This is a genomic window from Pseudomonas sp. BIOMIG1BAC, from assembly GCF_001705995.2.
GTDB classification, from domain to species: domain Bacteria; phylum Pseudomonadota; class Gammaproteobacteria; order Pseudomonadales; family Pseudomonadaceae; genus Aquipseudomonas; species Aquipseudomonas sessilinigenes.
Window position 1 is genome coordinate 5252469 of sequence record NZ_CP049045.1, and the last position, 13933, is coordinate 5266401.

Sequence of the window (13933 nt, forward strand, 5' to 3'; positions counted from 1 at the left end):
CTTGGGCAACGCGCTTCATCCGTAGGAGCCGACTGCCGGCGAAGAAGCCCTTGCACCTAGCGCTAGCCTTGTGGGCGCCTTCGCCGGCAAGCCAGCGCCTGCAACGGCGGAATGCCCTTCAGGCGGCACTGGCGGCGAATTTCTCATAATAGAAATTCGCCGGGGCAATGCCCTGTTCGCGAATGAACTGGCTCACCGCCTCGACCATCGGCGGCGGCCCGCACAGGTACACGTCCACATCCCCCTGGTTCAGGTGCGCCGGCTGGATATGCTGGGTCACGTAGCCCTTGTGCGGGTACTGGCTCTCGGGATTGGCCACACAGGTGCTGAAGCTGAACTGGGGGATGCGCCTGGCAAAGTCCTCCAGGCGATCCAGCGCCACCAGGTCGAAATCATGGGTCACCCCATAAATCAGGTGCAAAGGGTGCTCACTGCCCTGCTCGGCGATCTTCTCCAGCATCGCGGTGAACGGCGCCAGCCCGGTGCCACCGGCCAGCAACAGCAAGGGCCGGCGGATGTCCCGCAGGTAGAAGCTGCCCAAGGGGCCGGCCAGGGTCATGCTGTCGCCCGCCAATGCCCGCCCGGTGAGAAAGCTGCTCATCAGGCCACCGGGCACATTGCGGATCAGGAAGCTGACCTCGCCATCGCGCTGCAGGGAGCTGAAGGAGTAGGCCCGGGTCTGCTGGCTTCCGGGCACCCCGAGGTTGACGTACTGCCCCGGCAGGAACGCCAGCTGGCTCAAGGACTCGCCCTTGATCGACAGGGCGATGGTGCTGTCGGACAGCTGGCGCACCGCGCTGATGCTGGCCTGGAAGGTGGCCTGCGTGGCGCGACAGACCTGGGACGAGGCCGGCACCCGCACCACGCAGTCGCCCAGGGCGCGCATCTGGCAGGTGAGGACGAAACCCTGCTCGGCCTCATCGGCGCTCAGGGCGTCTTCGATGTAGTCCTCCCCCAGCTCGTAGCACCCGGCTTCGGCCAGGCACTTGCAGGTGCCGCAGGCACCGTCGCGGCAGTCCAGGGGAATGTTGATGCCCTGGCGGTAGGCGGCATCGGCCACGGTCTCACCGGCATAGGCAGTGATAAAACGGGTCACGCCGTCTTCGAAATTGAGTGCGATTTGATGGCTCATGGCAGTCGCCTCAGAGGTGGTAGATATCGACGACCTGGCGAACGTAGTCGTTCTTCAGGATGACTTTCTTGGCCTGGATAAGCGGGTTCTCCCCTCGCAGGTCGAGGGTGTAGAAGCTGCTGCCGAAGTAGCTGTCCACGGTCTTGTAGCGAAAGCTCAGGGTGTGCCAGTTAAAGCGCAGCTGGCACTGGCCGGCGCCCTGCTCCAGCAGCTCGATATTGCTCAGGTTATGGGAGGTGCGGGTGTCGGGAATGCTGGCGCTGGAGCGCTCGGTCTTGATGCGGAACACCCGGTCTTCCAGGCCGCTGCGGTTGCCGTACCAGATCAGCGAGATTTCCCGCTGCGGGTCTTCGGTCAACTGGTCGCTGTCGTCCCAGGACGGCATCCAGAAGGTGGCGTCCGGGGCGTAGAGCTCCAGCCAGCGGTCCCAGTCCTTGTCGTCCAGGTAGCGGGCTTCGCGGTACAGGAAATCGCGCACGGCCTCGTAGGAAATAGTCATTGCACCACCTCCACGTCGATCTGCCTCGACGCCTCACGCTCAAGGACCGCCAGCAGGGTCTGCTGCCAGTACTTGTGCTGCATCACGAACAGCCCTTCGTCCTCGGTGCGCACGCCGCTGAGAATCGGTTGCAGGTCGATTTCTTTGGCTGCGTCGTCCGCGCCCCGGACCCAATGCTCGGCGCCGCGAGACATGTCGTTCCAGGCCGTGGTGCTGCCCTGGTAGCCCTGCTGGCAGGAGCGGAATTCCTCCAGATCGTCCGGGGTGGCCATGCCGCTGACATTGAAGAAGTCCTCGTACTGGCGGATGCGCCGGGCCCGGGCTTCGTCGCTCTCGCCCCTGGGGGCAATGCAGTAGATGGTGATTTCGGTACGGTCCACGCAGATCGGCCGGGCAATGCGGATCTGCGAGCTGAACTGGTCCATCAGGTAGACGTTGGGGTACAGGCACAGGTTGCGCGAGTTCTCGATCATCCAGTCGGCCCGGGCCTGGCCGAAATCCCGGGCCAGCTCATCGCGGCGCTCGTACAACGGACGATCCTCGGGGTTGGACCAGCGGGTCCAGAGCAGCATGTGGCCTTTGTCGAAGGAGTAGAAACCGCCGCCCTGCTTGGCCCAGGTGCCGGCACTCATGGTGCGGATATCTTCCCCGGCCTCGCGCTGCTTGCGCTGGTTCTGGGTGGCGGCGTAGTTCCAGTGCACCGAGCTGACGTGGTAGCCGTCGGCGCCGTTCTCGGCGGTGAGCTTCCAGTTGCCTTCATAGATATAGCTGGAGGAGCCGCGCAGCACTTCCAGGCCATCGGCGGACTGGTCGACGATCATGTCGATGATCTTCGCCGACTCCCCCAGGTGTTCGACCAGGGGCAGCACGTCGGGGTTGAGGCTGGCGAACAGGAAGCCGCGATAGGACTCGAAGCGCGCGACCTGGGTCAGGTCGTGGGAGCCTTCGCAGTTGAAGCTGGCCGGGTAACCCGCGGCGGCCGGGTCCTTGACCTTGAGCAACTTGCCGGAGTTGTTGAACGTCCAGCCGTGGAACGGACAGGTGAAGGACGCCTTGTTGCCGGTCTTGTGCCGGCAGAGCATGGCGCCGCGATGACTGCAGGCATTGAGGAAGGCATTGAGCTCACCGTGCTTGTTGCGGGCGATGAACACCGGTTGCCGGCCCATGGTGGTGCTGTAGTAGTCGTTGGGGTTGGGGACCTGGCTCTCGTGGGCCAGGTACAGCCAGTTGCCTTCGAAGATGTGCTGCATCTCCAGGTCGAACAGCCGGGGGTCGGTGAACATCTCCCGCTTGCAGCGGTAGACGCCCTGGTCGGGGTCCTCTTCAAGCAGGGAATGCAGGTATTCGGGTCGCAGGGACATGGCAGCCGCCTCCATTGTTTTTATTCAGGCAGGGTCATGCTAGGACGCGGTTGCCGTGGGCAATATCCACTGGCTGCAGACCTGTATCCGTTTTCTGCAAAGGCCCTGGAGCCGCTACGACCTTGAGGCTGGTGCAGGTTCGGCTGAAGATCGCCAGGCAAGGTCCTGCGGACCTTTGCGCAGCCTCGCGGGCTCGGCAGCGGCTACAGCCGCCGGGCCCAGAGGTGGGTCCATCAAAGGCTCAGTGGCGACGTTTGAGGGTATCGGAGGGCAATTCGCCGTATTGCTGGCGGTAGCTTTGGGCAAAACGCCCCAGGTGCAGGAAGCCGAAATCCAGGGCCAGCTCGGTGACGTTGCGCACCGGGCTTTGCGGGTCGCTGAGGCAGGCGTGTATCCGTTGCAGCTTCTGCTGGCGGATGTAGCTCTTCGGCGTGGTGCGGGCGTTACGCTCGAACAGGCCGTACAGCGAGCGCAGGCTCATGCGCGCCTGTTGCGCCAGTTCCTCGCAGCCGATGTCGTGCTTGAGGTTGCGCTCGATATAGTCGGCAATCCGCTCGAAGGTCGCCGCCGAGGCGCCCAGGGCATCACGCTGCACGTTGGTCTGCATCAGCCCCAGCAGTTTGCCCGCCAGGATCTGCGCGTAATGCGCCTGGACCTTGGGCAGGGTTTGCCGGGCTTCGGCCTCCTGGCACAACAGGCTCAGCAAGGGCACGAAGCCTTCCAGGTCCTGCAGTCGATAACGCGGCTGGAGAAAGCGCACGCCCTGCCTTGGGTACTGCCAACGCTGCTCCTGGCAGGCGCTCTCCAGCAGGCGGGTAGGAATCTTGATGATGAATTTTTCGCAGTCGGCGGAATAGGTCAGGTCCACCGGATCATCGGGGTTGATCAGCAGCAGTTCCCCCGGGGCGAAACAGTGCTCCTGGCCTGGACCGCGCCACAGGCATTGGCCATGAAGCAGCACTTGCAGGTGGTAGACGCTTTCCAGGGCCGGCGAAGTGACGCGCACACTGCCGCCGTAGCTGATGCTGCACAGATCCAGGCTGGCCAGGGTCCGGTGCTGGAGACTGGCCTGGGGGTGACCGGCCCGGGGCAGGCGAATGCAATGGCTGCCCACGTGCTGGTTGACGTAACCGGATACGGCATAAGGATCGGCTTGAACAAACACGCTGCTGCGCTGGCTCAACAGAGGCATCTGCATGATCGGCTCACTCTGATGGTTCTTCTCGGATCGGCGTTCAGGCTCGCAATCCAGGCTCGTCAGGCCCGGCATAACGGCAAAGGCCACGGGCACCTGGGTCGGTGCTCCGTGGCCGGGCCAGGCGTGGTCGGCGGCTCAATCCTCCAGGGCGCGGACTCGCTCGTGACGCTGCTGTTCGTCAGGTTGGGCCGAAGACTGCAGGGTGAAGTCGAAGTGGATCTCGGCGAAGCGCCCGCTGACGCCCAGTTCCCTGGCCCGGGCCTGGTCTTCGCTGAAGGTGATCTGGGCGATCAACTCGTCACGGGTGGCATAGGCGAAATCGTCGTGCAGGTACTGGTCGCCGTCCAGGTTGATCTGGGTGGTCAGGTGGCGATGATCGTCTGCGCTGATGAAGAAGTGGATGTGCGCCGGGCGCTGGCCATGGCGCCCCAGTTGGTCCAGCAGTTGCTGGGTCGGGCCATCCGGCGGGCAGCCGTAGCCCGACGGTACGATGCTGCGAAAGCGATAGCGGCCTTCGGCGTCGGTGACGATGCGCCGGCGCAGGTTGAATTCCGACTGGCTGCCGTCGAAGTAGGAATAGGTGCCGCCGGTGTTGGCGTGCCAGACATCGACGATGGCGCCGGCCAGGGGTTGCCCTGCGGTGTTGGTGACCTGGCCTTGCATGAACAGCACGACCCCCGGATCGAGCCCGTCGTCCAGGCGTGCTTCGCCCTGGCTCAGGGGTGCACCGGCCACGTACAACGGGCCCTCGATGGTGCGCGGGGTACCACCGGTCTTGCCGGCCTGCTCATCGGCGGCATCCATCAGCAAGTCCAGGTAATGCTCCAGGCCCAGGCCAGCAGCCAGCAGTCCGGCTTCCTGGCGGGCACCCAGGACATTAAGGTAGTTGACCGCCTTCCAGAACTCCTCTGGAGTCACCTGCAGGTCTTCGATGATGTTCACCGTGTCCCGCAGGATGCGGTGCATGAGGGCCTTGGCCCGTGGGTTGCCGCCTTCGGTGAACTGGCCGCTGGCTTCCTCAAGGAACTTCTGGGCGCTGGCGGTGTGGGAAATCCTGACGTTCATGATCGATCCTCATCTTGTACTTATTAGAGTGGTGAACGGGCTGGCACGGACTCAGCGGTCATCCTCATGAATGGAAGAAGGATGCCTGCACATGGCGTCGACTTCGATGGCCATGTACGGATACAGCGGTAGTTGCATCAGGGTGTCGTGCAGTTCCTGCACGCTGTCGACATCGAACACGCTGTAGTTGGCGTACAGCCCGGCGATGCGCCACAAGTGGCGCCACTTGCCCGCGGCCTGCAGGCGCTGGGCCAGGGCTTTCTCGTCGGCCTTCAGCTGCGCGGCGCGCTCGGGATTCATGTCCAGCGGCAGGTTCACGGTCATCTTGACGTGGAATAGCATGGGGCCCTCCTCAGGCGTGATGCAGCACGGGGGTGGTCTTGTCGCGGCGGAAGAACGCCAGCCGCTGTTCGTCCAGGCTCAGGCCGAGGCCCGGCGCCGTCGACAGGTGCAAGTGGAAGTCACGGTATTGCGGTGGTTCGACGAGGATGTCCTCGGTCAACAGCAACGGCCCGAACAGTTCGGTATCCCAACTCAGCTTGTTCAAGGTCAGGAAGGCATGGGCGGAGGCCAGGGTGCCGATACCGCCTTCGAGCATGGTCCCGCCGTAGAGGCCGATACCCGCTGCTTCTGCGATGGCAGCGGTACGCAGGACGGCCCGGGGGCCACCGTTCTTGGCGATCTTCAAGGCAAATACCGAGGCGGCCCCTTCGCGGGCCAGGTTGAAGGCGTCTTCCACGCATTCAATGGATTCATCGGCCATGATCGGCGCCGGGCTGCTGGCATTCAGGCGCACCATGCCGGCGCGGTTGTTGCGCGAGATGGGCTGCTCGATCAGGTCGATACCGTTGTCGCCCAGGATGCGACAGGCGCGCAACGCCACCGCTTCGTCCCAGGCCTGGTTGACATCGACCCGTACGCTGGCGCGCTCACCCAGGGCCTTCTTGATGGCGATCACGTGGGCCAGGTCGCGGTCCACTTCACCGGCGCCGATCTTCAGCTTGAAGATGCGGTGACGGCGCAGGTCGAGCATTTTCTCGGCTTCGGCAATGTCCCTGGCGGTGTCGCCACTGGCCAGGGTCCAGGCCACCGGCAGGGCATCGCGCACCCGGCCGCCCAGCAACTCGCTGACCGGCAGGCCGAGACGCTTGCCCTGGGCGTCGAGCAGCGCGGTCTCGATACCCGACTTGGCGAAGGTGTTGCCGCGGATGCTCTGCTCCAGGCGCAGCATGGCAGCGTTGATGTTGCTGGCATCCTGGCCGATCAGCAGCGGTGCGAAGAAGCGGTCGATATTGGTCTTGATGCTGTCCGGGCTTTCGTTGCCATAGGCCAGGCCACCGATGGTGGTGGATTCCCCCAGGCCTTCGATGCCATCGGCACAACGCAGGCGGATCAGCACCAGGGTCTGGTTCTGCATGGTGTGCATGGCCAGCTTGTGGGGGCGAATGGTCGGCAGATCGACGATGATCGTTTCGATCGATTCAATGGCAGAAGCGTGCATGTCCATACCCGTCAGGTTCTTGAAGTTCTGCCAGCGATTCTGTCCCGGCTTTTTCTGGGGTTCCAATATAGAATTGGTCTGGCTTGATACCTAAAAGGTATGCAAAGCCACCAAGGAGGAATCATGGAACTGCGTCATCTGCGCTATTTCCAGGTACTGGGGGAAACCCTCAATTTCACCCGTGCCGCCGAACGCCTGCACATCGCCCAGCCGCCCCTGAGCCGGCAGATCCAGCAGCTGGAAGACGAGTTGGGGGTGCTGTTGCTGGAGCGTGGCCGACCGCTGCGCCTGACCGCCGCCGGACGTTTCTTCTACGAGCATTCCAACCGGGTACTGGAGCAGTTGGGCAAGGTCTGCGACAACACCCGGCGCATCGGCCTGGGGCACAAGACCTGGCTGGGCATCGGTTTTGCCCCCTCGACCCTGTACGGCGTACTGCCGCAACTGATCCGCCGCCTGCGCAACAACGAGACCCTGGAGCTGGAGCTGGGACTCTCGGAGATGACCACCTTGCAGCAAGTGGAAGCCTTGAAAGCCGGGCGCATCGATATCGGCTTCGGGCGCATCCCGATCGACGACCCGGCCATCATGCAGAAGGTATTGACCGAAGACCCCTTGGTCGCCGCCCTGCCCGCCGGGCATCCACTGCTGGGGCAAACCGTGAGCCTTGCACAATTGGCGCAGGAGCCCTTCGTGCTGTACCCGGCCAACCCGCGGCCGAGCTACGCCGACCATGTGATCGCGCTGTTCAATGCCCGGGGCCTGAACTTGAAGATCGCCCAGTGGACCAACGAATTGCAGACCGCCATCGGCCTGGTGGGCGCCGGCATCGGCATCACCCTGGTGCCGGCCTCGGTACAGGTGCTGCATCGCGACGACATCGGTTTTTGCCCGCTGCTGGAAACCGAGGCCACCTCACCGATCATCCTCAGCCGCCGGATCGGTGAGCCGTCGCCGGGCCTCACCCACTGCCTGCACCTGATCGCCCAGCTGCGCGCCGAGCTCGACCGGCCTGCCGTCGACACCTGAAAAAACACCGGCCCTATCGTTCGACAGGGCCGGCGGTCAGTTCTGTGCCTATGGTTGGCAGCGCCCTAGAACGCCAGGCCGACCTTGAAGCCGTACTCGTCACGCTTGAGCTTGGTGTTGTCGGCCACAGGGGTATCCTCGTCCAACTTGTACTCGGTGTGGGTGTAGTAGACCCCGGCCATTACCGGCAACGAACCGTTCTGGTTCATCAGGAAATTGACTTCGGCATAGGGGTTGGTGCGGTTCTTCAGGTCCACGGTGTCGCTGCCGACATCATCCACCTTCAAGCGTGCCCGGCCATTGATGGTATGACGGGCCCCCAACTCCACGCGCATGGTCACGTCGTCGAACTGGTGGTTATAGCCCAGGGCCGCCTTGGCGAAGGGTGACTTGTTGGTAAGTTTCATGTCGTAGTCGCCGGTGTCCGGCTCGTAGCGGGTCCAGGTGTAGCCACCGCCCACCAGCACATCGACGAAGTTGCGCGCGTCCAGGGCGGCGCGCCAGCCCAGGTCGAGGTCGGCCTGGCCTTCCTTGAGCTTGTTGTCGTTCTTCTTGCCGAACTTGGCTTCGATCCCGGCCTGGTAGATCAGGCCCGACTCGGCGGTCATCTTGTTGCCGAAGTTGTAGAACACGCCACCCTCGCCCAGGTGTTCCTTGTCACTCTTACTACCGCCTTCGAGCTTGAAGTCGTTGTAGCTGCCGAGAATCCCCAGGGTGGAGATCGGCCCGGTGTCCGGTGCGGCCATGGCATTGCTGGAAAGTGCCAGCAAGGTGGCGGCAGAAGTGCTGGCCAGAAGGGTTGCGAATACCTTAGACATCGTGTGAATCTCCCTGTTTGATAAAGGCAAATGCTGCAGGAGCCTTTTCGAGGGAAACCCAAAGCAAAAGGTTCTATTTATTTTTCACGCTTTTTTCACATCGCTATAGCTAGCGCCTCACTCCCTGGAGTAATGCCGATCAGTCAAGGAAATGGCAGGAGCGAGGCTTGCCCGCGATGGACTTCAGAACGCTGGGTTTATCCCGTAAACATGCGCTAGCGTTAACGAGCATCGCGAGCAATCGAGCGTCGACCGGCTGCTCCTACAGGAGGCTCCCTCGCTTAAGTGAACAGCATTACGCTACCTGGGGAGACTTTAGGTCGTACAATAGGCCGTTCAATACAGAGCGTAGTCTTGGGGCAATGCATGGAAGTATCGAGAGCCGGCCTGATCATCCGGCGCATTCTGGCCTACCTCGCCGACGGCATGCTGGTACTGCTGCTGTGGTTCGCCCTGTGCCGACTGGCCGAACACCTCCAATACCCGGATCTGGAGCAATTCTCCACCTGGTGTCTGTTGGCCACCTGGTGCCTGTATTTTCCCCTCAGCGAATATCTGTTGCGTGGCTACACCGCCGGCAAGGTCCTTTGCGGCCTGCAAGTGATCAATGGCATCGGCCAGCCGCCCTCGCTGTTGCAGGTACTGATCCGCTCAGCGACCCGACCGTTCGAAGCCGCCATCAGTCCCGCGACCCTGCTGATTTGCTGCGAGTCCAGCCGCGGCCAGCGCATCGGCGACCGGCTGGCGCGGACCTATGTCATCCCGCGCAAGGACCTGGTGCGGCTCCGTGGCTTGATCGCCGCCCAGACGGGCCTGCCCTGAGCATCTGGCCGTAACGAACTCAATCGCGCGCCTTGGCGTGGCGCTCTTTCCGGGAGTATTCATGGCAATCGATCAATACCCGCATGAACAGGCCTTGGGCAAGTTCCTCGAGCAGCGCCCCGAGTTGCGCGAACAACTGGACAACCTCAACCCGCTGGAAGCCCGGGCCCGGGGCGAAACCCCGGCGCAATACCGCGCCGAGCGCCTGCACGAAGCCTTCGAGGCCGAAGCCGAGCGCCTGGGGTTGTTCGCCTGGGAACTGAGCCTGCAACTGACCGCCGCCAGCCCGGAGGAATTCCAGGCCCAGCGCCTTGAAGTACACAAGGAGGTGGCGCAAATGGCCGGCATGCCATGGGGCGAATATTGCGCCCTGCATCACCTCGACCCACGGCCTTGAACCGCATCGCCCCCGCTGTCCCGGTACAGGAGAACCGCCGATGTTGCCTTCGACTTCCACTCACGCCGCCAACGCCGCCTTGCAGCACACGCAGAAATGGCGCGGACGCGTCGGCCTGGCCCTGGTGGCCTGCCTGTCGGTGCTGGCGGGAATGACCGATGCCATTGGCTTCATGGCCACCGGGGATTTCGTTTCCTTCATGAGCGGCAACACCACCCGCCTGGCGGTAGCCATCAGCGACGGCGAGCCGGGCCTGGTACTGCGCCTGCTGATGCTGGTGGCGACATTCATCGTCGGCAATGCACTGGGGGTGATCGTCAGCCGCCTGGCCGGACATCGCACCCTGCCCTTGCTACTGGGCATCGCCGCCCTGTTGTGTGCGTCGGCGGCCTGGCCTTTCGAGCAGCAACTGCCGGCCCTGCTGGCGGCGATCACCGCCATGGGCATGCTCAACGCGGCGGTGGAGGAAGTAAACGGCCTGCCCATCGGCCTGACCTATGTCACCGGGGCGTTATCGCGCTTTGGCCGGGGCCTGGGGCGCTGGGCCCTGGGGGAGCGCCGCAACGGCTGGCGGGTGCAGTTGATTCCCTGGAGCGGGATGTTCGCCGGGGCGGTACTGGGGGCGTTGCTGGAGCAGCATCTGGGGCTGAAGGCACTGTACGCCAGTGGCGTGTTCGCAGCGCTGCTGGGCGTGGTCTCGTTGAAGATTCCACGCCGCTGGCAGCTGGGCTACAAGAGTCGCTGAGAGCTGCTGCGATCAGCTGAACAGTCCCCCGCTGTCGGTATCGATGACGATGGACGACAAGCTGATGTGACGGGGTCGAGTCAAGGCGAAGACCACGGCCTCGACGACATCGCGGTTGGTACCCTGTTCACCCTTCTGCCGCGCCGGGACCTGCTGCCAGGCCGGGTCCAGCGGCGAGATGTCTTCCAGATAGGGCGGATGCACGCAAAGCGAACGCACCGGTGTGCCGTTGAGCACCTGCCGCAAGCCGTCGGCCAGCGCCAGCTGCCCGTGCTTGGCGGCATAGAACGGCAGCGACACGCTGTGCAGGGGTGCATTGGGCAAGCCGCTGATGGAGCCGATGGTGACGATGTCCGGGCGGCTGGAGGCCTTGAGTGCCGGCAGCAGGCCCTGGGTCAAGAGGAACGTGCCACTGAGGGCCGCGTCGATCACCCCGGTGACTTCGGCAACACTGTGGGGTTGCTCGCTCGCCTCCAGCCACATGGCACCGTTGTTGATCAGGATGTCCACCTGGGGATAGCGCACGTGGATCTCGGCCAGGGCCGCCTTGACGCTGTCGCTGTTGGCCAGGTCCACCACCACCTGCCCGGCGGCACGACCGGTGCGTTGCTCGATGGCGCCGCTGACCTCGGCCAGCGCTTGCGGGTTGCGCCCGCAGAGGATCAACTGGCATCCCAGGTCCGCCAGGGCAATGGCCAGCGCCGCCCCCAGTCCACGCCCTGCCCCCGTTACCACGACCACCGCCGAATCCAGATTCATCTTCCCTTGCTCCTTGTCCCAGGCTGAATTGAAGGCGCGAGTCTAGCCGCCTTGGCTGCCGGCGACCCGGACAAAGCTTTACTCGATATGTCCTGCAGCTGGAGCCCGGGCCAAACGGGTTTAGCCGATCCCCGGAGAAAGCTTTATCATGGCCGCCGAGTTATCCATCGAGGCCGTCATGAAGTTCGCCATCGCCCTGTTTTCCGCCGCCCATGCGCCCTCCTCGCGCCGCGCCCTGCTGTTCGCCCAGGCGGCGCTGGCCGGCGGACACGAGATCGTCCGGCTGTTTTTCTACCAGGACGGTGTGTACAACGCTGCCAACAGCATCGTCACACCCCAGGACGAGCAGGACTTGCCCCGGGAATGGCGCGAGTTCGTCCATCAGCACCAACTGGATGCCGTGGTATGCATCGCCGCGGCCCTGCGCCGGGGTACGCTCAATGCCGACGAGGCCCAGCGCTACCAGCGCACGGCGGTGAACATCGAGGCGCCCTGGGAGCTTTCCGGGCTCGGGCAGTTGCATGACGCGGTGCAGAGCGCCGACCGCCTGATCTGTTTTGGAGGAGCCTGAGATGGCCAAGTCCCTGCTGCTGATCAGCCGCCAGGCCCCCTGGTCCGGTCCGGCCGCCCGCGAAGCCCTGGATATCGTCCTGGCCGGTGGCGCCTTCGACCTGCCCATCGGCCTGCTGTTTCTCGACGATGGCGTGCTGCAACTGATGCCCGGCCAACAGGCTAAGGCCCTGCGCCAGAAGGACCTGGCCGCCAACCTTCAGGCATTGTCGCTGTTCGGTGTGGACGAGCTGTTCGCCTGCCGCACCAGCCTCGACGCCCGGGGCCTGGACCCGAACAGCCTGGGCCTCGATACCGTCCAATTGCTCAGCGCCCCGGAGCTGGCCGGGATCATCGACCGTTATGACCAGGTGATTACCCTCTGATGTCGACCTTGCATGTGTTGTCCCACTCACCCTTCACCGACGACCGCCTGGCCAGTTGCCTGCGCCTGCTGGGGAGCGCCGATGCGTTGCTGCTGTGCGGCGACGCGGCCTATGCCCTGCAACCCGGTACCGCGCCCTGCAACGAGCTGGAAGCACGCGACGGCCTGAAACTCTACGTGCTGGAAGAGGACCTGCGCGCCCGGGGCCTGGCCCTGCCCGCCTGGGCCGAGGCCGTGGACTATCCCGGCTTCGTCGAACTGTCGATCCAGCATGACAAGGTCAACACCTGGCTATGAACACCCTCACCGTGGGCGCGCGCGCCATCGAACTGGACAAGGATGGCTACCTGGCCGACCTCACCGACTGGTCCGCCGAAGTGGCCCAGGCCCTGGCGGCCACCGAGGAACTGGAGCTGGGGCCCGAGCATTGGGAAATCATCGAGCTGCTTCAGGCTTTCTACCGGGAGTTCCAGCTGTCGCCCGCCACCCGCCCCCTGATCAAGTACACCGCCCTCAAGCTGGGCCCGGACAAGGGCAACAGCCTGCACCTGAACCGCCTGTTCAAGGGCACTCCTGCCAAACTGGCCGCCAAGCTGGCAGGCCTGCCGAAGCCGACCAATTGCCTATGAACGATTTCGCCCCCCTGCTCACGCAAACCCCGGACGAGCATCCCTTCGCCCAGTTCGTACGAATTCTTGGCAAGGGCAAGCGCGGCGCCCGTGGCCTGACCCAGGCAGAAGCCCGGGAAGCCATGGGCATGCTGCTGGACGGCAAGGTCGAGGACACCCAGCTCGGTGCCTTCCTCATGCTGCTGCGACACAAGGAGGAAAGCCCGGAGGAACTGGCCGGCTTCACCCAGGCCCTGCGCGAGCGCCTGGATGCCCCGGCCATCCGCCTGGACCTGGACTGGCCGACCTATGCCGGCAAGAAGCGCCACCTGCCGTGGTACCTGCTGGCAGCCAAGTGCCTGGCCCAGAACGGCGTGCGCATCCTGCTCCACGGCGCTGGCGCCCACACCGCCGGGCGCCTGTACACCGAACAATTGCTGGAACCGCTGGGCATTCCCTTGTGCCGTGATTGGCAGGCGGTGGCTACGGCCCTGGACCAGGGCAACCTGGCGTTCATCCCCCTGGTGGACTGGGCGCCACAACTGCAGCGGATGATCGACTTGCGCAACGTCCTCGGCCTGCGCTCGCCAATCCACTCCCTGGCCCGCCAGCTCAACCCCCTGGGCGCCCGTTGCGGGCTGCAGAGCATCTTCCACCCCGGCTACCAGGCGGTGCACCGCGAGGCCGCCAGCCTTTTGGGCGACAACGTCATAGTGATCAAGGGCGATGGTGGCGAGATCGAAATCAATCCGGACGCCATCAGCCACTTGTACGGCACCCGCGATGGCATCGCCTGGGACGAGGAATGGCCCGCGCTGTCGGCGCAACGCCATGTGAAACCGGCCAGCCTGGAACCCGAGCATCTCAAGGCGCTATGGCGCGGCGAGGTTGAAGACAGCTACCCGCAACTGGCGCTGCTGGCGACCATGGCCCTGGCCCTGCGCGGCCTGGGCACGCCCCGGGAGCAGGCCTTCGAGCTGGCCCAGCAGTATTGGGATGCCCGCGATAGATCGATCTGATCGATCCTGATCACCCAGGTTTTGCGCTTTTTGTTCGAGCGCCCAG

The 13933-nt window shown here is 64.1% G+C and carries 18 protein-coding genes; 9 read left to right on the plus strand and 9 right to left on the minus strand.

The genetic code is table 11. The annotated features are described in order from the left end of the window. Positions 1-118: 118 nt before the first annotated feature. The 7 genes from benC to ATY02_RS24395 all read right to left on the minus strand — a co-directional run bounded on the left by benC (position 119) and on the right by ATY02_RS24395 (position 6756). A complete protein-coding gene (gene benC, locus ATY02_RS24365; protein WP_068582354.1) occupies positions 119-1132 on the minus strand; it encodes a benzoate 1,2-dioxygenase electron transfer component BenC in 1014 nt (337 codons plus the stop codon). A gap of 10 nt (positions 1133-1142) precedes the next feature. Beyond that, on the minus strand, positions 1143-1631 hold the full coding sequence (benB, locus tag ATY02_RS24370) for a benzoate 1,2-dioxygenase small subunit (RefSeq protein ID WP_068582353.1): 489 nt from the start codon (positions 1629-1631) through the stop codon (positions 1143-1145). Beyond that, a complete protein-coding gene (gene benA / locus ATY02_RS24375) occupies positions 1628-2992 on the minus strand; it encodes a benzoate 1,2-dioxygenase large subunit (RefSeq protein ID WP_068582350.1) in 1365 nt (454 codons plus the stop codon). The genes benB and benA overlap by 4 nt, the downstream gene beginning before the upstream one ends. A gap of 241 nt (positions 2993-3233) precedes the next feature. Further along, a complete protein-coding gene (locus ATY02_RS24380) occupies positions 3234-4190 on the minus strand; it encodes an AraC family transcriptional regulator (protein ID WP_068582493.1) in 957 nt (318 codons plus the stop codon). A gap of 135 nt (positions 4191-4325) precedes the next feature. Further along, the gene (gene catA / locus ATY02_RS24385; protein ID WP_068582347.1) at positions 4326-5255 is read right to left on the minus strand and encodes a catechol 1,2-dioxygenase; all 930 of its coding nucleotides are present in this window, start codon (positions 5253-5255) and stop codon (positions 4326-4328) included. A 51-nt stretch (positions 5256-5306) separates the two neighbouring features. Continuing rightward, on the minus strand, positions 5307-5597 hold the full coding sequence (gene catC / locus ATY02_RS24390) for a muconolactone Delta-isomerase (protein ID WP_068582344.1): 291 nt from the start codon (positions 5595-5597) through the stop codon (positions 5307-5309). A gap of 10 nt (positions 5598-5607) precedes the next feature. Beyond that, positions 5608-6756, minus strand: a complete 1149-nt coding sequence (locus tag ATY02_RS24395; RefSeq protein ID WP_164487373.1) for a muconate cycloisomerase family protein — start codon at positions 6754-6756, stop codon at positions 5608-5610. A gap of 123 nt (positions 6757-6879) precedes the next feature. Between ATY02_RS24395 and ATY02_RS24400 the strand changes: the two genes are divergently transcribed. After that, entirely contained in the window at positions 6880-7785 is a 906-nt protein-coding gene (locus ATY02_RS24400; RefSeq protein ID WP_068582338.1) for a LysR family transcriptional regulator, read from the plus strand. Positions 7786-7850: 65 nt separating this feature from the next. Here ATY02_RS24400 and ATY02_RS24405 read toward each other — a convergent pair whose 3' ends face one another. Then, positions 7851-8603 carry an outer membrane beta-barrel protein gene (locus ATY02_RS24405; protein ID WP_068582333.1) on the minus strand — a complete coding sequence of 251 codons (753 nt, stop codon included), beginning with the start codon at positions 8601-8603 and terminating at the stop codon, positions 7851-7853. Positions 8604-8969: 366 nt separating this feature from the next. Here ATY02_RS24405 and ATY02_RS24410 point away from each other — a divergent pair, with 366 nt between their 5' ends. The 3 genes from ATY02_RS24410 to ATY02_RS24420 all read left to right on the plus strand — a co-directional run bounded on the left by ATY02_RS24410 (position 8970) and on the right by ATY02_RS24420 (position 10567). Then, positions 8970-9425, plus strand: coding sequence for an RDD family protein (locus tag ATY02_RS24410; RefSeq protein WP_068582330.1), 456 nt, complete (start codon positions 8970-8972; stop codon positions 9423-9425). A 61-nt stretch (positions 9426-9486) separates the two neighbouring features. Beyond that, positions 9487-9822 carry a DUF6388 family protein gene (locus ATY02_RS24415; protein ID WP_068582329.1) on the plus strand — a complete coding sequence of 112 codons (336 nt, stop codon included), beginning with the start codon at positions 9487-9489 and terminating at the stop codon, positions 9820-9822. A gap of 40 nt (positions 9823-9862) precedes the next feature. Next, a complete protein-coding gene (locus ATY02_RS24420) occupies positions 9863-10567 on the plus strand; it encodes a YoaK family protein (protein WP_068582326.1) in 705 nt (234 codons plus the stop codon). A gap of 12 nt (positions 10568-10579) precedes the next feature. Here the strand turns inward: ATY02_RS24420 and ATY02_RS24425 are convergent, their stop codons facing one another. Then, a complete protein-coding gene (locus ATY02_RS24425; protein WP_068582322.1) occupies positions 10580-11326 on the minus strand; it encodes an SDR family oxidoreductase in 747 nt (248 codons plus the stop codon). Positions 11327-11504: 178 nt separating this feature from the next. Between ATY02_RS24425 and tusD the strand changes: the two genes are divergently transcribed. From tusD to ATY02_RS24450, 5 genes are read left to right on the plus strand one after another with little or no spacing between them, the layout of a single operon-like run. Beyond that, complete coding sequence (tusD, locus tag ATY02_RS24430) at positions 11505-11897, plus strand: sulfurtransferase complex subunit TusD (RefSeq protein ID WP_068582491.1); 393 nt, start codon at positions 11505-11507, stop codon at positions 11895-11897. Position 11898: 1 nt separating this feature from the next. After that, positions 11899-12261, plus strand: coding sequence for a sulfurtransferase complex subunit TusC (gene tusC / locus ATY02_RS24435; protein ID WP_068582320.1), 363 nt, complete (start codon positions 11899-11901; stop codon positions 12259-12261). Continuing rightward, positions 12261-12557: a sulfurtransferase complex subunit TusB gene (gene tusB / locus ATY02_RS24440; RefSeq protein ID WP_068582317.1), complete on the plus strand. Its 297-nt coding sequence runs from the start codon at positions 12261-12263 to the stop codon at positions 12555-12557. Before tusC ends, tusB begins: the two co-directional genes overlap by 1 nt. After that, entirely contained in the window at positions 12554-12889 is a 336-nt protein-coding gene (locus tag ATY02_RS24445; protein ID WP_068582314.1) for a TusE/DsrC/DsvC family sulfur relay protein, read from the plus strand. The genes tusB and ATY02_RS24445 overlap by 4 nt, the downstream gene beginning before the upstream one ends. Beyond that, entirely contained in the window at positions 12886-13887 is a 1002-nt protein-coding gene (locus ATY02_RS24450; RefSeq protein WP_068582311.1) for a glycosyl transferase family protein, read from the plus strand. Before ATY02_RS24445 ends, ATY02_RS24450 begins: the two co-directional genes overlap by 4 nt. Positions 13888-13933 lie beyond the last annotated feature (46 nt).